The organism is Bacillus sp. FSL R5-0585, from assembly GCF_038004545.1.
GTDB lineage: Bacteria > Bacillota > Bacilli > Bacillales > Bacillaceae_G > Bacillus_A > Bacillus_A cereus.
In genome coordinates this window covers 2038358-2058284 of sequence record NZ_JBBORJ010000001.1, presented here as the reverse complement: position 1 = coordinate 2058284, position 19927 = coordinate 2038358, and the positions used below count along the sequence as shown (strand labels likewise).

The following is a 19927-nucleotide window of genomic DNA, read 5'->3' as shown; positions in this document are numbered from 1 at the left end:
GAAGACAAATTGTTTTCAGCTATCTTTTTTCGCCTAAAGTGGAGGTAAATCAATCTTACCTTCTTCAAATAATTCTTTTATCATATGCTTCGTATAACCAGCGGCTTGACCAAATGTGATTTTTGCTGGCATTGGTGCTTCGTTAGCATCTACAACTACATCAATAATACACGGTTTATTTTGTTTTACTGCATTTTCGAAAGCGGGAAGGAGTTCATCTAAATTCTCAACACGGTATCCAATACCTCCACATGCCTCTGCATATTTTGCAAAATCAGGGTTCGTTAAATCTGTTTCGAATTCGATATTACCCATGACTTCTTGCTCGAATTTAATCATCGCAATTTTATTATTGTTTAATACGACGACAACGATTGGTAATTTATATTTTACAGCTGTTACGAAGTCATTCATCGTCATTCCAAATCCGCCATCACCACAAACTGCAAATACTTGTTTATCCGGGAATGCAATTTTTCCAGCAAGAGCACCAGGTAAACCGCAACCAAGTGTTGCGAGCCAGCTAGAAATGACAAATTGCTGGTTTGTCATACGGAAGTGTCTTGCGGTCCATACTGTTACATTTCCGACATCGACTGATAGAATTGCGTCATCATGTGCTACTTGCTGCAGAGCATGCATAACGCGTTGTGGTTTAAGTGGAATAGAAGAATCTTCTTCTTGATCGTGTAATTTTTCTTCCCACTTTTTCATCATTTCTTGATGATGTTCTAAGAAAGAATGGTCTGTGTGTTTTTCAACATTTTCAATTAACCATCGTAATGTTTTATCAGCATCACCAGCTAAACCAATATCTGTCGCATAACGTTTTCCGATTTGGGCAGGATCTGTATCGATATGAATTGTTTTTGCTTTTTCAGGTAAGAAACCAGTGAACGGATAAGAAGTACCAACCATAATTAAAGTATCTGCATGTTTCATTGCTTCATAAGAAGGTTTCGTTCCGATTAATCCTAATCCACCGATACAAAGAGGATGCTCATCAGGAATAATTCCTTTAGCAGGTAATGTAAGTACGATTGGAGCACCAATATGTTCTGCCAATGCAAGTAAAGATTCTCTCGCATGTTTTGTTCCTTTTCCAGCTAAAATCACAGGCTTTTTCGCTTCATTTATTGCGAGTTTCGCTCCATCTAAATCTTCTTTTTGTGGAAACAACTCAGGTAAAGTAAAAGAAGTATTTGTAACACGGGCACCATTTTTTACTTCGAATTTAGGGACATCATCTGGAATTGTAAGAACGGATACACCTTTTTTCGTATAAGCCATTCGAATTGCTTGATTCACTACGGCAGGTAGTTGCTCTGCTGACATAATACGCTGGTTATAAACCGCAACATCATCAAACATTCTTTCTAAATTTACTTCTTGGAAAAAGTCCGTTCCAAGTAAATCGGTTTCTACTTGACCTGAAATTGCTAGAACAGGGGCTTTATCGAGTTTCGCATCATATAAACCATTTAATAAATGAATAGCACCAGGTCCTGCAATTGCCATACAAACGCCAAGTTTTCCTGTTAATTTTGCATAGGCAGCCGCTGCTAATGCACCAGCTTCTTCATGGCGAACTTGAATGAATTTAATTTTATCTTGTTTTTTTCTTAAAGCTTCAATGATAGAATTGATGGAATCTCCAGGCATACCGTATATGTGTTCTACTCCCCAGTCAATTAATAAATCAACTAATGCTTCACCGGCTGTTTTCCCAAACATAAGTGTTCCTCCTTATAATAGGTAGATAACATTATGTTTTGGATAAAAAGGAAAAATATACAAATAAGAAAATTTATCTGGTTATTTGTAATCTAAGAATCAGTGTGGGAGGAACAAAAGTTTTACTTTAGCAACTTTAATGATGACCAACGAATAAAGTGAACACTGTTATTAGTAAAAAACCACTAGTTGCCCACATTAGAAATGTAAGGAAAGAGAGCTGTTTCTTAGCTTTCCAAAGCATTTCATGAATTGTGACATATCCAAGTGAACCAATAGCACTTCCCATAATGAGTCCTTGCAGGTGAAGAGCTTTTCCTTCCATCAAAATGCCAAAAACTGTGCCAGTACCGAGAATAAGAGAAAGTAATAAAGTCGTTAATAAAAAGGAAATATATTTATGTTTTGTAAAAAGAAATGGAATAATTAAAGCTAATCCTTCTGGAATATGGTGAACGACAATTGCTATTAAAAAGGGAATGGCAGAGTCATTATGATTTATAAAAGCTGTACCTAACGCAAATCCACTAGGTATATTATGAATAAATATAGCGAAAGAGAGAAAAAGGAAGGTTTGCCATGCTTGTTGATCTTTTTTATGTATCATTGGATGGTGACAATAGTTATCTAATAAGCTCATAACTAAAATACCGATGGCTATACCAAGTATAGGCCCAATCATTTCGTAGCTTGAAAATGTTTCAGGAATAATTTCAAGGGATAAAAGCCCAAGTAAAATACCGCCACATAATGCGTATAAACGATGCATCTTTTCTTCAATGAGTTGGCGTGTTGCTACTCCAACAGCACCGCCTAATAGTAATCCACCAAATGAAAAAAACGTAACAATCATTGGAATCCATAATCGTTCCATAGTATCACACTCCGATTCTTCCACTTATTTTTAGCTTACGAAAAGGAAAGTTAGAATAGTCCAAGTAATTGTGTTTGAGTATAGAGAAAAAAGTAGTGATTCGTTATAATCTATATATTAAACTTAAGTGAGGAAATGAAAAGGGGAATTGGTTATGCAACAAATTAAAAAAATAGGAAACTCATTTTGGTATATGACACCTGTTTCTGAAACAGATAGACCTATCTTAGGAATGGTCGTTGGACAAGAAAAAACGTTAATGATTGATGCAGGGAATTCAGAAGAACATGCACAATTATTTTTAGAAATGTTAAAAGAACAAAATGTATCGAATCCAGATTTCGTAGCACTAACCCATTGGCATTGGGATCATATTTTTGGATTGCCTGTACTACAAGATGCATTGTCTATTGCACATTCTGAAACGAAAAAAGAGATGCGTACACTTGTTTCTTATGAATGGACAGATGAAGCTTTGGACGCACGCGTAAAAGAGGGTACTGAAATTGCATTTTGTGCGGATTGCATAAAAAAAGAGTTTGAAGAAAAAGCGAGAAATATTAACATTATTCCTCCGACCTTAACGTTCCAGAATCAAATGGAATTAGATCTTGGTGAAGTGACATGCGTGTTAAAACATGTGGGCGGAGATCATGCACATGATTCAGTTGTTATTTACGTGAAAGAAGAAAAGATATTATTTTTAGGAGACTGTATATATGCAGATATTTTTTCTTCGAAGTGGAACTATACGACGAAAAGAATGTTTGCATTAATAGATGAATTAGAAAAATTTGATGCTGAGACATATATTCTTTCTCATGGAGAAGCGATAAATCGAGAGGAGTTTTTACAAGAGATTCGTATGTTAAAAACAGTAGGAACTTATACAGAAATGCATAAAGGCGATGAAGAGAAGATAAAGGCAGCGTATAAACAAGAACTAGAAAGAGAATTAAATGAAGATGAGTTAGAAACAATAACTTATTTTGTCAATGGTTATGAAATGAATAATCAATAAGACACTACATTAATCCAATATAATTAAATTGCACAAAAAGAGTATTGAAATTTAATTCAATACTCTTTTAAATATTAAGTCCCAAGCAATTTCTAAATTTTTTGGCTGGTTCATCATCTGGATTTATACCACTTTCAAAACTAGTAGTGAAAGGTAACCACTGCCAATCTTCGCATCCTACAAAAGCTACTCTTGACCAATTCTCAATGAATTCAATGAAATTATTCGCAATCTTATACCCATGTCCTTCTCCATCGTCGTGGCTTAGGTAAATTATTGGAGCATCTATATCATCTTTCATATCAAATGCTAAATAATCTCCATTTCCCACTTCACAAAATGCTAATTTGTTGTGCCAAACTACATCATATTCATCATCTAGATTTGAAAAAAACTCGTCAATCAAGTCTTTACGTTCTTTTTCGAATTCAGAAAGACTTTCTAAACTCCAGTGGGGTGTTCCGCAAAAAATATCAGTAAGTTCATTTGGTAGCTCTACATCGTCAGGTAAAAACCAGCGTAAGCTAAAATTTCCTGAGAACTCTAAAAGTACTTTTTTGAAGCTATTTGGTAGTTTAATACCCAGTTTTTCTTCTACTTGGATTATTTGTTCAAGGGAAGATGGTTCATCTATACAAACTTCTTGAACTTCACCACCTATGTATTTAATTCTAGAAGTTATAATTTCTATTCGTTCTTTTAGTAACTCATAATCCATCTTATCACCTCATGTTATATTAATTAAAGTATATCATTCTTAATAAATTTTTTTCGTGTTATTGAGGTTTCAAGTAGCAGCTTTTTTAGCTAATTTAGTAATATATTCAAAGAAAACATCGTGTTTTACATCGTAAACGACATTTACAGGTCGTCCATCAGCAGTTTCCTCTGTACGTCCTTGGCTTGGTCCGTATGTATGAACAATACTATTAATTGTTTCAGTTTTTGCAAGGTTAGTGTTTCCGACAAGCGCGGTAGTTAGTACATCCCATAAATAGTAGGTAGAGTTCGTTGAGAAGTGAACGAGAGGGGGAACCATTGCATAGCATTGACCAAGGAAATCCATACCAATATACTTTCGTTCTTTTGCCCATTGTTCACGTATGTTTATAGTTAACGGAACTTGGTTTGTACTTTCTAGTGTCACTAAGTCGATTTTAATTTTTGCATCCCATACACGAGCCACTGCTTCAGGGTCCCAAAACGAATTCCACTCAGCTGTTCCATCATGCTCTGGTTCATGTACATTGCCTGCTGTAAGAAATGTACCACCCATCCAAACGAGACGTTCAATTTTATCTTCTATGATGGGAGTTTCATATAATGCACGAGCAAGGTCAGTTAGGGGCCCGGTAAATAATAAAGTTGTTTTTCCTTCCGTTTGTAGAAGTGTTTCTATTAAATGGTGATGTGCAGGCTTTGCCACCACGGGTGTTACAACTTTTCCAGACTCATTTAAAATTGGTAAAGCATCTACATAAAATGCATGCATCCGCCAGTCTTTCGGAAACGGGTTTTGCCCGCGAGAGTTTGAAGCGGCTACGGCAATATTACCTTTGCCGAAACGATCGATAATTTTACGACTGGCAGACATTGCGGGTTCTAAATAGCAGTCTGCTGGGATAACAGATACACCGGTAAGTTCAACGTTTTCCATTTGAAGTAATAAAAATAATGAAATTAAATCATCTACGCCGCCATCATGATTGAAGTACACTTTTTTCTTCATTGTAATCTCCATCCTATATGATTTAGTTAGAAATTAAATATGAATTGGGGAGAAGTCATCAATAATTTCCACCACTTCAATTTCTCCATTAATCAGTAGCTCAGGAAGTTCATTTCTAATATTTCCTTTCCAATACTCTCTAGCTTGTTCGATTTTTTGAGAAAAAGGAATACCATCTTCTTTCGGTAAAAGATTACCGTCACCTTCAAAAGAACTTCCGATTACTCGTAGTTTAACAATCTGTAAAACTTCTCGATTGTAAGAATCAAATAATGCTTTCCATTTTAAAGCATCTTCATAGCTTTTTGAAGCGTATAAACAAGATAACCTGGAAGGGTATTCAGGGAATTCTTGTAGTCTAACCATTTCTACAATTGTTTCTCTAACTGCTCTAATTGTTTGATCCATATAACTTATAACTACTTTAGCATTTTCATTATTTATATGTAATTCGTCATTTTTATAGTGATTATTTAAAATTTGTATGCCATCTTCACCATTAGCATTTAATTGTTCTCTTTCAAAAAAGAAGTGATATAGAGTATTGTGTTGATTTTTGTTAAAAGGAATCATTTGTCCGATATGCATTTTTTTCCTTGTTACGATGTGATATGCGTAAAATTCTGCTTCATTCATGGTTATCCTCCTAGTAATAATGTAATGCAATGTTAAATTTAGTAATTCAACATTGAAATATATAAAACCTTTATAAGTAAAAGTGAGAATTTGAGTTGAAAGTAAAGAAAATACATGAAAACGTTTTAAATTTGTTCACAAAATGTTCACTTACGAAGGGGGTTCCAATATCGATATAATGACAAAGACTCAAAGAGAGAGGATGATGAAATTTGCCAACAACAAGAAAGGAAAACCTCCAATTTGGCATGATGATGTGCCTTGGAATGGTTATCGTAATGACGTTTTACAATTTACTAATGAATGAAACAGGAGGATCAATTTATATTAAAGAGATTGCATTAGAACTATTAATTGGCTTTATTATTGCGCTATTAATTGAAATGTGTATAGTTGGACCTTGTGCGAAAAAAATTGTATTCATGTTGCCATTTGATAAATCTAAGAAAATAAATATTATCGTTGCAATGGCGACAACTATGGTAATCGGAATGGTGTTCTTTATGTCATTTTTCGGTATGGCTATGATGCATTTACATGGTGGACTACAAGGAGATTCATTAGTTTCAATTTATTTTTCAATTTTTATTAAAAATTTCATAATGGCATATCCATTACAATTAATTATTATGGGACCGCTTGTACGTTTCTTATTTGCAAAGTTCGTTATGAAAAAGAAATCTTTTAATGTAGCGTAATTTTTATTTATAAAACATTATATATAAATAATTAAAAAACACATCTCGCATTTTTGAGGTGTGTTTTTTTTTTCATTCCAAGTTATTTTCATAGTGATGTGACATTTGTCCTTTTGCCATTATAGGATTATAGCTTTTAATTAAGTCAGAAATAAAAGATGAGGAGATGATTTTTTGAAAGGTATTCTATTTGCTGTTTTTGCGGGGATATTTATAACACTTCAAGGAACCTTTAATGCGAAACTTAGTTCACATATCGGTATATGGTCGACAAGTATTATAACTCATTTAATTGGATTCCTTATTGCAACAACTGTATTTTTGTTAAAGAAAGAAGAGAAAGTAACAGATTTAAAGAGTGTGAAAAAAGTATATTTAGCAGCGGGTTCATTTGGTGGATTCATTATTTGTGCAGAAACTATGGCGATATATTCATTAGGAGTTACATTGACAGCTGGTACACTAATGGTTGCTCAATTGTTAACGGCAACAGTTATTGAAATGAAAGGACTGTTTCATATAAAAAAGATACAGATGGAGAGATATCATATTGTGGGAACGATAGTAATGATTATAGGTATTGTTTTATTTAATATGTAAATGAAAGGGGGAAATGAATATGTGGGATAGATCAAGTTTAATTACGCATTATTTAAAAAACAATAAAACGCTCGAGGTATTTTCAGAAATAGATACAGCTTATTTTCAAATAAATCACTTTGAAAAAGGCGAGCTTATTTGCAATATAGATGACGAAATGAATCGTTTATATTTTGTTGTTAAAGGTAAAGTAAAAGTTTATACGATTACACCTGAAGGGAAGAAACTAATTCTTCGCTTTATCAATCCATTGGCCATTGTTGGTGATATTGAATTAATTCAAAATAGCAAAGCACATAATGTCGTTGAAGCTTGTTCAGATGTTGTAGCAATCTCTATTTCTAATACGGTTATTAGAAACAAGTTATTACATGATCCTATATTTATGAAGTTCTTGCTTGAAAACATTGCGAACACGTTAAAAATATCGACTCGTTTTACTGCTCTTAATTTACTTTATCCTGTAGAAGTACGTGTAGCTAGTTATTTGCTTTCAATTTCAACAGATAGTAACGGGAATATGTATAAAGGGGATTTGGATGCAACTTCAGTAACGAGTATTGCAGATTTTATAGGGGTAAGTTATAGGCACGTAATTCGGGTATTACAAAGATTTTATAATGAAAAACTAATTGAAAAGAGTAATGGAGTTATTGTAATTAAGGATTTTTCTAGAATGAAGGAAGTCGCTAAAGATAATATATATGAGCAATGAAAGGGAGAGGAAGATTTTGATTGGATTTAGTTTAGCCATATTAGCAGGAATATTAATTAGCGTACAATCTGTTTTTAATGCAAAAGTAAATGAAAATGTAGGACAGTGGTTAACAACTACATGTGTCCTTGGAATAGGTCTCATTAGTTCTATTCTATTTTATATCATTACAGAAAACAGTATTAGCATTCAGGTGTATACTGCAAATTATTTGTTTTATGTAAGTGGGTTGTTTGGTATCGGGTTAATTATTTGTATAATGGGTGCAATAAAGAGCTTAGGTCCAGCATATACGGTGCTAATTAGTCTTATTACTCAATTGGTCGTTGCGTTATGCATTGATACATTCGGATTATTTGGAATGGAGAGTGTTCCATTACAAGTAAATAAATTAGTTGGTATAGGTTTATTAATTGTGGGAGTAGGAATTTTTAAAAATCTATTTTTGAATAAGAAAGCTATTCTTATAAATGAGGATAGTGTCTAAAGAATATAAAGGGAAAAGTGTAAACGGTCAGAACTTATATATTTAGATAGTAATAAGTGAGCGATGAGGAGAGAAGATAAATGAATCAGTTAATGTTGCAAGATGGTATACACTATTTGAAAATCAATGGGATTATGCATTGGTGTAAAGTTGCAGGGACAGCTCATAATACAGTCCCTCTTATTATAGTACATGGTGGTCCAGGTGGTAATCATTATGTATTCGAAAGAACGCTTGGTTTGAAGTTAGAAGGAAATATGACTGTAGTTTATTACGAACAAAGAGGTTGCGGACGAAGTGAGGCACCACAAGATGACGGTGAGTACTCAATCAATACTCTAGTCGAAGATTTAGAGGAATTAAGAAAGCAATTACATGTAGAGAAGATAAATTTGTTAGGCTACTCTTTTGGTGGACAACTTTGTTTAGAGTATGCTTTGAAATATCCGAAAAATGTTGAACAAATGGTATTACAAGCACCATCGTTAGATGATTTAAATGATATGTATACTGTGCAGATAGAAGGTTTTCTACAAGTAACGAAAGGGGAAATGAAAGAAGAAATATTGATAATAAGTAAGTCAGAAATTCCTTTAAAAGAAAGGTATAATCAAGTTTGGAGTATAGTTGATACAAAAGCTGTAGATCGATTATTGTTTAAAAATGAAGAATTTGCAAAGCTAAATCGGAGTCTTTGGGAGGAAAGTCAGTTAAGTAATACAGGGAAGATGAGCAAAGTTATTTTTGGAACAAAATCATCTTTACCGCTTATTGAGCGTATTAAAGGTTTAGAAATTGATACGTGTGTCATAGTTGGAGCGCATGACTATAACACGGGTGTAGGAATGAGTTATAGAATAACGAGACAATTGAAAAATGGTAAACTTGTTATATTTGAAAATAGTGGACATTTCCCAGATATCGAGGAGACGGATAAAGTATGTGAAACGATTATTGAGTTTTTGGAACGATAGGGAGGATCGCTAGTATTTCAGAAAACCCTCAAGCTAAGAGTATACGAAATTTTATACAGTTTTTCGGATAATTCAATAACAAACGAGATCCATAAAATGGAACCAGAATAGAAATTTATAAAAAATGTATAGATCCCTAGAATAAAAAAGGAGGAATTCTTATGAGAGTAAGTGTTCCTCCTTTTCCTTGCTACCAAAAATGATACGTTATGTTAAACAGTCATGAATAAGTATTCATCCCTATTTTCATTGTTTATAAGTGTAATTGCTAATGGTACAATCAGGATGATATAGGAATATCATCCTGATTGTGTTTTATGGAACATCATTTCTGATAATCAGTACTGCAATGGGACAAAATAACTTTCTATGAAATTATTTATATTGGAGCTGAAACACATGGATTATATATGTTATTTAAGAAATATGGTTGGACATGAAAAAGTAATTATGGTGGTCGCAGGTTGTTTTGTGTTGAATGAAAAGAATGAAGTACTTCTGCAATTACGATCTGATAATGGGAAATGGGGACATCCTGGCGGGTTTATGGAATTTGGCGAGACAGTTGAAGATACAGCAAGAAGAGAAGTGTTTGAAGAAACTGGTTTAAAATTAGGAAAACTTGAATTTTTTAATGTGTATTCTGGAAAAAAATACGAAAAAAAGCTATCTAACGGTGATCAAGTTGCCTTAGTGAAATTAACTTATATTTGTAAAGATTTTCATGGAACATTACATACTGATAACGAAGAAAGCTTACAGCTAAAATTTTTTCCCCTAGATAACTTGCCTGAACTATGGCAAAATCAACAAGAAGTTTTCGATGATTTATTAAAGTTTATGAAAATAAAAAACTAATTCCCCCTCCTTTTTTGATATTATTTTACTGCCTATGACGATAATTAGATAAATAATCTATCCTTATGGGCAGCTTATTGTAATTTTTTATTTGGGTTATTTTTCTTCAAAAATGCATTGGATTTTCATAGAAAATTGTGATGTGATGAAAATTTTAGCTAGATGGTTATGAACTGGTACCCCATAATAAAAAAGCAGGAACATTTTGTACATATCAAATATGTTCCTGCCTTTTGTTTTATTAAGATTAACATCTATGACTTAAAAATAAATTTATTGATTTTGAAGTTATGTGGATTGAATTCGATGTGTTTGAGTAGTGGTTTTAGGCAACGAGAATATAACCGAAAATAAAATATTACTAAACGTATATAACTAATGAATACAATGTCTTTTTCAGTTATTAAGTTGTAAATCATTTTATGATAAAATCTTTTACATAATTTAATAAAGGGGTAGTATTCAATGGGTTATTTCTCAAATGGTTTATTAGTTTTGTTTGTGCTAATCGTATGCAGTTGTATATTTTTTGGTTGATAATATAATGAGAGTCTTATATAAAAGAAGTTATCTTAAGTGAGATAACTTCTTTTTATTTTATATTGAGAAGGAATTCTATCTTTCTTATTGAAGTTTATTCTAGTTATTTTTACATCGATCAGATTTGTGTAAAGGGAATTTTATGAAATAAAAACAAGCCTGAGAATAGGGAGTATTGACATGGAAAATAGTATACGCTACACAAGTGAACATCCTACAGATTTTAATGGATTATTATCCTTATACGAATCTTTAGGATGGAATTCTCTTAAATTAACGGTTAACGAGTTAGAACGAATGTGTAAGCAAAGTTGGTATGCAATTTATGTTTTTGATGATAAGAGGTTAGTAGGGATGGGGCGTGTCATATCAGATGGAGTCATAACAGGCATTATTTGTGGAGTTGGTGTATTGCCAAAATATCAGTCTAGTGGCATCGGAAAAGAAATAGTGAAACGATTAATCCAGCACTGTGAACAAAATAAGGTTATTCCACAACTTATGTGTGTAGAAAAATTGCAATCTTACTATGAATCTATAGGGTTTGAAGCATTCTCTATTGGGATGACAAAACATATTATAAGATAGAGGTGCTTTATCCCGCTATTTGTCGGGTAGTAAAACCCCACGGATTAAAGTTTCACTTTATATTTTCAGTTTACTCGTACATATTTTCAAACTTCAATATAAAGGAGAATGGCTGTATGGAGATTGCTAAAGGGATAGAAATGTTACAACTTGAATTTCAAGAATTTGTTATTCATCCAATTCTTTTATGGGATGATGAAATGGCAGTATTAATAGATACGGGTTTCCCAGGACAAATTGAAGATATACAAGTAGAGATGGAAAAGATTGGGGTATCATTTGATAAGTTAAAAGTCGTGATTTTGACGCATCAGGATATTGATCATATAGGTAGTCTGCCAGAATTGTTGCAGCGCTGTCGAAGTAATATTAAAGTTTATGCGCACGAACTAGATAAGCCATATATCGAGGGGGATTTACCTTTATTGAAGGACGGAAATGTAGAGAACCGACCAAAAGGAAAAGTGAGTGATACTGTGATTGACGGGCAAGAACTTCCGTATTGCGGTGGAATACTAATTCTTCATACTCCAGGGCATACTCCGGGTCATATTAGTTTATATTTGAAACAAAGCAAAATTCTTATTGCAGGAGACTCTATGTATAGTGTGAATGGGATGTTAGGAGGAATTCACGCCCCAACAACTATAAATATTAAGGAAGCAAAGCAGTCTTTGAAGAAGTATTTAAATTTACATATTGAATCTGTAGTTTGTTACCATGGGGGATTAAGTAAGGAGAATATAAATGTTCAACTTCAAAATTTGTAAAGTTAAAATGGAGTTTTTTGTTAAGTGACGTTGAAGTATAATCTGGTTATTAGTATATAAATAAATTATAGAAGAGCATGTTTGAAAAAATTAAACATGCTCTTTTATTAAAGTAAATCAGTTTAATATGAATGACCTAACCCATTCCAATAAAAAGAAACGATTTCTTGTGCTAATTCATCTATATTTGCCAGAATAGGATTGTGATTTTCATCTTTAAAATTCCCAATTGATAATAAAGATACGAAAGCATGAGCCGCAAATTTAGCGTTTCCTTTCGGAATTTCTCCGATGTGCATCGCATTATCGAGTGCTTTTTCTAGTACTTCATACATATTATCTTCAGCATTTTTTAATTGTTTCAATTGTTCTTCAGATAACGACAGTTTTGCATCTTTCATAAAATTTTTCATATCAATATCCATCGTTGCGTGTAAGTAAACTTTAGCGAAGTCTAATAATCTTTCTTCTAAAGTTTTGTTTGTAGAGAGTATTTGAGACATATTCTCTCGTATACGTATCATCATTTGGGTCATAGTAGCGGTAAATAAATCGGCTTTTGTTGAATAGTAATAGTAGACGGTTGCTTTCGTAACACCACAAACTTTTGCGACTTCATCCATAGAAACGACTTGATAATTTTGTGTAAGAAATAAGCGAGTTGCCACTTCTAAAATGGTTTCTTTTGTAGATTTTGTATTTTTATTTTGACGTGGCCTTCCGAGAGGACGTTGTTTTTGTTCCAAATCCATTCGCTCCTGACATTTATTCTTGAGATAATTATAACATAATTTTCAATCATTCTTGATTAATTAACCTACCAGTATATATAATTAATAATGAAGGAAAAAAGGAAGGTGGGTTTTTATGAAAAAGCACCCGTTACATATGTTAGGGAGGCTTGTAGCAGGGAGAAATACGCAATGGATCACTTTATCGGTGTGGGTTCTTATTACATTATTACTTTCATTTACGTTACCACAAGTAAACAGTACGAAAGAACCGAATCCAAAAAATTTACCTGAAACAGCTATGTCACAGCAAGCGGAAGCGCTTATGAAAAAAGAGTTTCCGAATAATGCAGGGAATCCGTTGTTAGTAGTATGGTATAGAGGTGGTGGATTACAGTCACAGGATTATAAACTCATACAAGACGTTTATAAAGAGTTAAAAGCTAGTCCTTTAAAAGAACAATCAACGTTACCGCCATTTGATACAATTCCAGAGCAAGTATTATCAAAAAGTGCATCAAAAGATGGTACATCATTTGTTACACCGGTATTCTTTAATAAATCTGCTGGTACGGATATATTAAAAGGAAATCTGGAAGAGTTTAGAAAAATAGTGAATAGTAAAGTGGATGAAGATCCATTTAAACAAAAAATAAGTGAATCTGGTTTACATGTTCGATTATCTGGGCCTGTAGGTATTCAAACGGATGCAGTTAGTTTATTTAGTCAAGCAGATGTGAAATTGTTAGTGGCTACTGTACTACTAGTGTTAGTTTTGTTAATTTTACTGTATCGTTCACCAATTTTAGCGATTTTACCTATACTTGTTGTTGGCTTTGCATACGGTATCATTAGTCCTACACTCGGTTTTTTAGCTGATCACGGATGGATTAAAGTAGATGCCCAAGCGATATCAATTATGACAGTATTATTGTTTGGTGCTGGAACGGACTATTGTCTATTTTTAATTTCGAGATATAGAGAGTACTTGTTAGAAGAAGAAAGTAAATATAAAGCATTACAACTTGCGATTAAAGCTTCTGGCGGTGCAATTATAATGAGTGCGTTAACTGTTGTACTTGGATTAGGAACATTACTACTTGCTCATTATGGTGCCTTTCATCGATTTGCAGTACCATTTAGTGTTGCTGTATTTATAATGGGAATCGCGGCTTTAACGATTTTACCAGCACTATTATTAATTTTCGGTAGGATTGCATTTTTCCCGTTTATACCGAGAACAACTTCAATGAATGAGGAGTTTGCAAGAAAGAAAAAGAGGGCTGTAAAAGTTGAAAAATCAAAAGGCTCCTTTAGTAAAAAACTTGGAGATGTAGTAGTACGAAGACCGTGGACAATAATTATGCTAACTGTATTTGTATTAGGTGGATTGGCTTCGTTCGTACCACGTATTCAATACACATATGACTTATTAGAATCGTTTCCAAAGGATATGCCTTCACGCGAAGGGTTTACGTTAATTAGTGATCATTTCTCAGCTGGTGAACTAGCACCAGTAAAAGTTGTTGTTGATACGAAAGGAAAAGAGCTTCCTATTAAACAAGAACTAGAGAAATTTTCTTTCATAAATACAGTGAAAGAGCCAAAAGAGGGAAAAGAAAATAAGCAAATACAAATGTATGAAGTTTCTTTAGCGGAAAATCCATACTCAATTGAAGCGTTAGATCAAATTCCTAAATTGAAAAGTAATGTAGAAAAAGTATTAAAAGATGCTGGGATTAGTAATGCTGAAGAGCAATTGTGGATTGGTGGAGAAACAGCTTCATTATATGATACAAAGCAAATTACGGAACGTGATGAATCAGTAATTATTCCAGTAATGATTAGCATTATCGCTTTATTATTACTTGTCTACTTACGATCGGTTGTTGCGATGATTTATTTAATTGTAACTGTTGTCTTATCATTCTTCTCAGCGTTAGGAGCAGGATGGATATTACTTCATTACGGTATGGGAGCGCCGGCCATTCAAGGTGCGATACCGTTGTACGCATTCGTATTTTTAGTTGCTTTAGGTGAAGATTATAATATCTTTATGGTTTCAGAAATATGGAAAAACAGAAAGACACAAAATCACTTGGATGCAGTAAAAAATGGTGTAATACAAACAGGTAGTGTTATTACATCGGCAGGTTTAATTTTAGCAGGAACTTTTGCAGTGTTAGGTACACTTCCAATTCAAGTATTAGTTCAATTTGGTATTGTAACTGCAATTGGCGTATTACTAGATACGTTTATTGTAAGACCGTTACTTGTACCCGCAATTACAGTTGTGTTAGGCCGATTTGCTTTTTGGCCAGGTAAACTTTCAAGAAAGAGTGAAGAAATACAAAAGGTGGATGCATAGTTAAAAAAGCCAAGGATATTTTCCTTGGCTTTTTCAATGTAGTTAATTAATTTTTTGAAGTCAAATCATCAGCTGCAGCGTGATCAGCATCTTCAATTGTTGTTTCGGGCATTCCGTATAAGCCGTTCATTGCTTGTTCTTCAATAGTAAGGTTTGCAGTATTATTATTTTGAATAGATGTAGTATTTTCAGTAATATTTTCTTTTTTATTCATATTTTTGTTATTCATGTATCTATCCTCCAAATTTCATTTGATTTATCTATAGTATGTGGATGGATTTCAAGAAATATGTGAATTGATTCTTACATATGTTATATAATTAAATAAATAATTAGGGTGAAATGTAAACTGTTAGGAGTGAACAATTATGGTGAAAGCAAGGGAAATAGCCTTCTAAAATAAAAAGAAAATTTTAGGAGGCTATTAGAATGAAGTTTCATGTAATTGATAGAGAAGATTGGAATAGAGAGCAGTATTTTGAGCATTATTTAAAGTTGAAATGTACATTTAGTATGACTGTTAATGTTGATATCACGATGTTATTAGAGGAATTATATCAAAAGGGAATAAAATTTTATCCCGTTTTTATATATTTAATTTCTAGAGTAGTAAATAATCATAAAAAATTTCGAACATGTTTTAACGATGAAGGAGTTTTAGGCTATTGGGAGGAAATGATACCGAGTTATACAATCTTTCATAAAGATGATAAGTCTTTTTCAAGTATATGGACGGATTATTCAAGTGATTTCCGCACTTTCTATAAGAATTATGAAGACGATATGAGATGCTATGCTAGTGTTCATGGTTTTTTCACGAAAGAAAATATTCCACCTAATGTATTTCCGATTTCTAGTATACCTTGGACTAGTTTTACTGGATTTAATCTTAATATTAATAATGATGAAAATTTTCTATTGCCAATTATAACTTGTGGGAAATATTTTAACGAAGGAAACAAGGTTATGCTACCAGTTTCATTGCAAGTACATCATTCGGTTTGTGATGGATATGATGCGAGTCAATTTATAGAAGATTTACAGCAGTTAAGTAATACTTGCAACGAGTGGCTTAAGTAATATCTAATTTTTAATTATATAAAGTGAAACTTTAATCAGTGGGGTGTCAGCCCCCGCTGATTATTAGCCCGAACCCCACCTAAATTCTTTGCTTTCGCTGAATTTTGAGATGGGGGTCTTACTGCCCGGCAAATAGCGGAATAAAATTGAAAATGAATAAAAGAAAAGACCATGTTGATATTACATGGTCTCTTCTTTTATTCATTAATACTAAGTAATTGTGGAAAATATAGGGTGATTTGTAGTTTAATAGTAAAGAGAGTGATTAGCATTAATTTTCTTTGTTTTTAAAATTTTAAGTATGTAAATGTTTAACAGGGGGGGAATAAAGTGAAATTCGTAAGCATTGAAAAAGATGAGATCTTAATTGGGAATATGGCAAATTTGTATTGTAAAGTATTTGATAAAACAAATTTCAATGAAATGATCGAGCGAATGAACAGGCATATAAAATATACAGGTTTTAAAGGTATAGTAGCAATAAATGATGAAAATGAAGTAGTTGGTTTTACTTATGGTTATCGCTCAATGGAGGGACAGTACTATAATCAATTAATGAGAGAAGCGTTACATCTAGAGCAAGTAGACGAATGGTTACAAGATTGTTTTGAATTTGTAGAGTTAGCAGTCCACCCACAATATCAAAATGAAGGTCTTGGAACGAAATTACATAATGAATTACTAGAAGGGATTCCAAATAGAACGAGTGTTTTAACAACACAAATAAACAATGAAAAAGCACGTTCGTTATATGAAAGATTAGATTGGATAAATGTATTGGAGCCATTTCATCCAAGTACAAATGATGTTCCATATGTAATAATGGGAAAAGCATTAAAAACAAAAGTGAATTGATAATTATGCCATTCACAAAAATGGTTGGTTTGTAATAATGAAGGGGAAAACGAAAATGACGAGAATATCTATAGAAAAAGCTACAATTTTAGATGCTGAGAGATTAACAGAAATAATGAAAAGAACATTTGATGCAGAAGCAAAACAATGGCTATACGGCCAAGATGATGTCATTGATTATAACATTCAACCGCCAGGGTATTCTTCAGTTGAAATGATGGAATATTCCATTGAAGAATTGGATTCTTTCAAAGTTGTAATGGATAAAGAAATAATTGGAGGGATAATAGTTACGATTTCTGGTAAGTCGTACGGTCGAATTGATCGTATTTTTGTAGCTCCTGTTTATCAAGGAAAAGGAATTGGATCACATGTTATGAAATTAATAGAAAAGGAATATCCAAACATAAAGATTTGGGATCTCGAAACATCTAGTAGACAAATTAATAATCATCACTTTTATAAAAAGATGGGCTACCAAATGATTTTTGAATCGGAAGATGAGTATTGTTACGTGAAAAGAATAAAAACAAGCTCAAACAAAGAGAGTGTAGTTACAAATAAAGATATGAAAAATAGTCAATACGAAAACTGTAATTTAGCAAATACAGAGTATTATCAAGTGAATTTAAAAAACAGTTCATTTGTTGGTAGCAATATAATGAATATGAAGATGAGTAATTGTAATGTAAGTCAATCCAAGTTTAGAAATATAAATTTTAGAAGGTCATCATATGCAGATTTAAATCTTTCTGGAAGTAAATTTAATTTGGTGACTTTAGGTGGAGTGCAATTTAAAAATACAAGTCTCGGAGATGAGAAGGAACCTATTGTATTCGATAAATGTGATTTGGAAGGTAGCACTATAAGTAATAGTAATCTGAAAAATATTGAAATAGAAAATTGTGATATAGTCAGCATGAAACTAAATGGTATTCTGATTGAAAATTTGCTTGATTTATATAACAAGGTGAAAAGTTAACCAAATCCATATGTCGTTAATATTTTTGGAAATTAAGTATTATATCGAAATAATTATGTAAAAATGACATAAAGAAATACGGGCGAGAAGTTCATTCGTGAACGTTTCTAGAATACACACAAATATATTGTTATTTATATGGAGGAGAAAAAGATGGGAATCAACGTTAGAGCAGTAGAAATACAAGATGCTAGAGCAATTCATCGTATATGTATACAGGATGACGTTTTACCGTATATGGTTTTCTTACCTAGCATGCGTGTAGAAGCTATGGAAAATAGAATTCGAAATTTAGCACCAAATCAATTTGAATTTGTTGCAGAATATGATGGAGAAGTTGTTGGATTTGTAGGTTTAACACAAAGTCCGGGCCGAAGATCTCATTCAGGCGATTTATTCATTGGGGTAGACAGTGAATATCATAATAAAGGAATTGGGAAAGCACTTCTTATGAAGATGCTTGATCTGGCTGATAATTGGTTAATGTTAGAGAGAGTAGAACTAGGTGTGTTAGAAACGAATCCAAAAGCAAAAGCTTTATATGAAAAATTTGGATTTGTAGAAGAGGGAGTAAAGATAGGGAATTTGAAAGCTCACGGAAAGTTTATTAATGAAATTATGATGAGTCGTTTTAGACCGAATGGTTTAATTGTACATAATGAATAGTTAAAAGCATGACAGTATACTGTCATGCTTTTTCATTAGAATTTGGCTGTAATAAAAATAATACTAAACCAATAAAAATAACGGTAATTCCTAGTCCTTGTTGTAAAGAAATAGTCTCATGTAATATAAAGTACGCTAGCATACAAGTGCCAATTGTTTCACCTAAAATACTCATTGAAATTACAGTAGCACTCATCCATTTTAATAACCAATTAAAAATGGTTTGTCCTAAAATTGTAGCAATGAAAGCTAATCCAATAAAGCACAACCAAGTTTGTGTAGAGTAATGGATGAAAGATTCTTGTTGCATGAAAGCAAATATGCTAAGAAAGCCAGCACTACTTCCATAACTAATTACCGAATAGGGTATAAGTGACAAATCTTTACGAACGTGTTGGCTAATGAAAAAATAAGCAGTAATGATACCGGCAGCGATAAATGCTAAAATATCTCCATATAAAGCTTCTCCACTAATTTTGAAATCTTGCCAGCCAATGATGATACTACCTGAAATAGCGATGAGGCAACCAATAACCGCTCCTTTCGTAAATCTCTCCTTAAATAAAAAATAACCACCAATCATTGAGAACAAAGGTTGTAACGTTACGATAACTGTAGAGCTTGCTACAGAAGTATATTGTAATGATTCAAACCATAGTACATAATGTGCAGCTAAAAATAGCCCAGATACGAATCCAAGTGTCCATTGTTTTTTCGTTAAAGTTTTTAGCTCATTTCGACTATTTTTATTAAATAGTAATAACGGTAACAGAATTAGTGTGGCAAAGAATAATCGGTAAAAAGCAATGATTGTCGCAGGAGCATCTGCCAATTTTACAAAAATAGCTGAAGTTGATAAGGCGAATACACCAAAAAATAAGATGCAATATGAAAGAATAGGTGATTTCAAAGTTTGTCCCTCCGATAGAATGTTTATTATAATAAACTTAATACGATATAATGTACAAAAGTAAGTATATAAGTCCCGGAGATAATAGGGAAGGGTTATTTGCCTTTGTTT

Annotated in this window: 22 protein-coding genes; 14 read left to right on the top strand and 8 right to left on the bottom strand. The window is 32.8% G+C overall.

Annotation, left to right across the window (positions count from 1 at the left end; genetic code table 11):
* Positions 1-33 precede the first annotated feature (33 nt).
* A complete protein-coding gene (locus tag MKY38_RS10525; RefSeq protein ID WP_065223662.1) occupies positions 34-1734 on the bottom strand; it encodes a pyruvate oxidase in 1701 nt (566 codons plus the stop codon).
* Positions 1735-1870: 136 nt separating this feature from the next.
* On the bottom strand, positions 1871-2608 hold the full coding sequence (locus tag MKY38_RS10520) for a ZIP family metal transporter (RefSeq protein WP_070180111.1): 738 nt from the start codon (positions 2606-2608) through the stop codon (positions 1871-1873).
* A 154-nt stretch (positions 2609-2762) separates the two neighbouring features.
* Between MKY38_RS10520 and MKY38_RS10515 the strand changes: the two genes are divergently transcribed.
* Positions 2763-3629, top strand: coding sequence for an MBL fold metallo-hydrolase (locus MKY38_RS10515; protein WP_065223664.1), 867 nt, complete (start codon positions 2763-2765; stop codon positions 3627-3629).
* 67 nt (positions 3630-3696) lie between these two features.
* Here the strand turns inward: MKY38_RS10515 and MKY38_RS10510 are convergent, their stop codons facing one another.
* The 3 genes from MKY38_RS10510 to MKY38_RS10500 form a co-directional block, all read right to left on the bottom strand.
* The gene (locus MKY38_RS10510) at positions 3697-4347 is read right to left on the bottom strand and encodes an SMI1/KNR4 family protein (RefSeq protein ID WP_017674090.1); all 651 of its coding nucleotides are present in this window, start codon (positions 4345-4347) and stop codon (positions 3697-3699) included.
* Between the two features lie 69 nt (positions 4348-4416).
* Complete coding sequence (locus MKY38_RS10505) at positions 4417-5370, bottom strand: nucleoside hydrolase (protein ID WP_085964407.1); 954 nt, start codon at positions 5368-5370, stop codon at positions 4417-4419.
* Between the two features lie 21 nt (positions 5371-5391).
* Positions 5392-5994 carry a DUF2441 domain-containing protein gene (locus tag MKY38_RS10500; RefSeq protein ID WP_065223665.1) on the bottom strand — a complete coding sequence of 201 codons (603 nt, stop codon included), beginning with the start codon at positions 5992-5994 and terminating at the stop codon, positions 5392-5394.
* A 212-nt stretch (positions 5995-6206) separates the two neighbouring features.
* Here MKY38_RS10500 and MKY38_RS10495 point away from each other — a divergent pair, with 212 nt between their 5' ends.
* From MKY38_RS10495 to MKY38_RS10460, 8 genes are all read left to right on the top strand, one after another.
* Positions 6207-6692, top strand: coding sequence for a DUF2798 domain-containing protein (locus MKY38_RS10495; RefSeq protein WP_341048934.1), 486 nt, complete (start codon positions 6207-6209; stop codon positions 6690-6692).
* Between the two features lie 174 nt (positions 6693-6866).
* Entirely contained in the window at positions 6867-7292 is a 426-nt protein-coding gene (locus MKY38_RS10490) for a DMT family transporter (RefSeq protein ID WP_070180113.1), read from the top strand.
* Positions 7293-7311: 19 nt separating this feature from the next.
* Positions 7312-8007, top strand: coding sequence for a Crp/Fnr family transcriptional regulator (locus MKY38_RS10485; protein ID WP_065223667.1), 696 nt, complete (start codon positions 7312-7314; stop codon positions 8005-8007).
* Between the two features lie 16 nt (positions 8008-8023).
* Complete coding sequence (locus MKY38_RS10480; protein WP_114555641.1) at positions 8024-8494, top strand: DMT family transporter; 471 nt, start codon at positions 8024-8026, stop codon at positions 8492-8494.
* Between the two features lie 80 nt (positions 8495-8574).
* The gene (locus tag MKY38_RS10475) at positions 8575-9468 is read left to right on the top strand and encodes an alpha/beta fold hydrolase (protein ID WP_065223668.1); all 894 of its coding nucleotides are present in this window, start codon (positions 8575-8577) and stop codon (positions 9466-9468) included.
* A 399-nt stretch (positions 9469-9867) separates the two neighbouring features.
* Positions 9868-10326, top strand: a complete 459-nt coding sequence (locus tag MKY38_RS10470; RefSeq protein WP_065223669.1) for an NUDIX hydrolase — start codon at positions 9868-9870, stop codon at positions 10324-10326.
* A gap of 720 nt (positions 10327-11046) precedes the next feature.
* A complete protein-coding gene (locus MKY38_RS10465) occupies positions 11047-11454 on the top strand; it encodes a GNAT family N-acetyltransferase (protein WP_000431735.1) in 408 nt (135 codons plus the stop codon).
* Positions 11455-11570: 116 nt separating this feature from the next.
* A complete protein-coding gene (locus MKY38_RS10460) occupies positions 11571-12224 on the top strand; it encodes an MBL fold metallo-hydrolase (protein ID WP_000401468.1) in 654 nt (217 codons plus the stop codon).
* Between the two features lie 122 nt (positions 12225-12346).
* Here MKY38_RS10460 and MKY38_RS10455 read toward each other — a convergent pair whose 3' ends face one another.
* Positions 12347-12970 carry a TetR/AcrR family transcriptional regulator gene (locus tag MKY38_RS10455; protein ID WP_070180117.1) on the bottom strand — a complete coding sequence of 208 codons (624 nt, stop codon included), beginning with the start codon at positions 12968-12970 and terminating at the stop codon, positions 12347-12349.
* 121 nt (positions 12971-13091) lie between these two features.
* Here MKY38_RS10455 and MKY38_RS10450 point away from each other — a divergent pair, with 121 nt between their 5' ends.
* The gene (locus MKY38_RS10450; protein WP_070180118.1) at positions 13092-15323 is read left to right on the top strand and encodes an MMPL family transporter; all 2232 of its coding nucleotides are present in this window, start codon (positions 13092-13094) and stop codon (positions 15321-15323) included.
* Positions 15324-15369: 46 nt separating this feature from the next.
* Here MKY38_RS10450 and MKY38_RS10445 read toward each other — a convergent pair whose 3' ends face one another.
* The gene (locus MKY38_RS10445) at positions 15370-15552 is read right to left on the bottom strand and encodes a DUF4021 domain-containing protein (protein ID WP_001060656.1); all 183 of its coding nucleotides are present in this window, start codon (positions 15550-15552) and stop codon (positions 15370-15372) included.
* A gap of 200 nt (positions 15553-15752) precedes the next feature.
* Here MKY38_RS10445 and catA point away from each other — a divergent pair, with 200 nt between their 5' ends.
* The 4 genes from catA (at position 15753) to MKY38_RS10425 (ending at position 18906) form a co-directional block, all read left to right on the top strand.
* Complete coding sequence (gene catA / locus MKY38_RS10440; protein WP_000668527.1) at positions 15753-16403, top strand: type A chloramphenicol O-acetyltransferase; 651 nt, start codon at positions 15753-15755, stop codon at positions 16401-16403.
* A 330-nt stretch (positions 16404-16733) separates the two neighbouring features.
* On the top strand, positions 16734-17258 hold the full coding sequence (locus MKY38_RS10435) for a GNAT family N-acetyltransferase (RefSeq protein ID WP_070180119.1): 525 nt from the start codon (positions 16734-16736) through the stop codon (positions 17256-17258).
* 37 nt (positions 17259-17295) lie between these two features.
* A complete protein-coding gene (locus MKY38_RS10430) occupies positions 17296-18240 on the top strand; it encodes a GNAT family N-acetyltransferase (RefSeq protein ID WP_114555640.1) in 945 nt (314 codons plus the stop codon).
* A 153-nt stretch (positions 18241-18393) separates the two neighbouring features.
* Complete coding sequence (locus tag MKY38_RS10425; RefSeq protein WP_000512617.1) at positions 18394-18906, top strand: GNAT family N-acetyltransferase; 513 nt, start codon at positions 18394-18396, stop codon at positions 18904-18906.
* 22 nt (positions 18907-18928) lie between these two features.
* Here the strand turns inward: MKY38_RS10425 and MKY38_RS10420 are convergent, their stop codons facing one another.
* Complete coding sequence (locus MKY38_RS10420; protein ID WP_065223673.1) at positions 18929-19816, bottom strand: DMT family transporter; 888 nt, start codon at positions 19814-19816, stop codon at positions 18929-18931.
* Between the last annotated feature and the right edge of the window lie 111 nt (positions 19817-19927).

Coding starts and splice junctions, on each gene's coding strand:
- MKY38_RS10525 (WP_065223662.1), bottom strand. CDS start 1,734: ATGTTTGGGAAAACAGCCGGTGAAGCATTAGTTGATTTATTAATTGAC.
- MKY38_RS10520 (WP_070180111.1), bottom strand. CDS start 2,608: ATGGAACGATTATGGATTCCAATGATTGTTACGTTTTTTTCATTTGGT.
- MKY38_RS10515 (WP_065223664.1), top strand. CDS start 2,763: ATGCAACAAATTAAAAAAATAGGAAACTCATTTTGGTATATGACACCT.
- MKY38_RS10510 (WP_017674090.1), bottom strand. CDS start 4,347: ATGGATTATGAGTTACTAAAAGAACGAATAGAAATTATAACTTCTAGA.
- MKY38_RS10505 (WP_085964407.1), bottom strand. CDS start 5,370: ATGGAGATTACAATGAAGAAAAAAGTGTACTTCAATCATGATGGCGGC.
- MKY38_RS10500 (WP_065223665.1), bottom strand. CDS start 5,994: ATGAATGAAGCAGAATTTTACGCATATCACATCGTAACAAGGAAAAAA.
- MKY38_RS10485 (WP_065223667.1), top strand. CDS start 7,312: ATGTGGGATAGATCAAGTTTAATTACGCATTATTTAAAAAACAATAAA.
- MKY38_RS10475 (WP_065223668.1), top strand. CDS start 8,575: ATGAATCAGTTAATGTTGCAAGATGGTATACACTATTTGAAAATCAAT.
- MKY38_RS10470 (WP_065223669.1), top strand. CDS start 9,868: ATGGATTATATATGTTATTTAAGAAATATGGTTGGACATGAAAAAGTA.
- MKY38_RS10465 (WP_000431735.1), top strand. CDS start 11,047: ATGGAAAATAGTATACGCTACACAAGTGAACATCCTACAGATTTTAAT.
- MKY38_RS10460 (WP_000401468.1), top strand. CDS start 11,571: ATGGAGATTGCTAAAGGGATAGAAATGTTACAACTTGAATTTCAAGAA.
- MKY38_RS10450 (WP_070180118.1), top strand. CDS start 13,092: ATGAAAAAGCACCCGTTACATATGTTAGGGAGGCTTGTAGCAGGGAGA.
- MKY38_RS10445 (WP_001060656.1), bottom strand. CDS start 15,552: ATGAATAACAAAAATATGAATAAAAAAGAAAATATTACTGAAAATACT.
- catA (WP_000668527.1), top strand. CDS start 15,753: ATGAAGTTTCATGTAATTGATAGAGAAGATTGGAATAGAGAGCAGTAT.
- MKY38_RS10430 (WP_114555640.1), top strand. CDS start 17,296: ATGAAGGGGAAAACGAAAATGACGAGAATATCTATAGAAAAAGCTACA.
- MKY38_RS10425 (WP_000512617.1), top strand. CDS start 18,394: ATGGGAATCAACGTTAGAGCAGTAGAAATACAAGATGCTAGAGCAATT.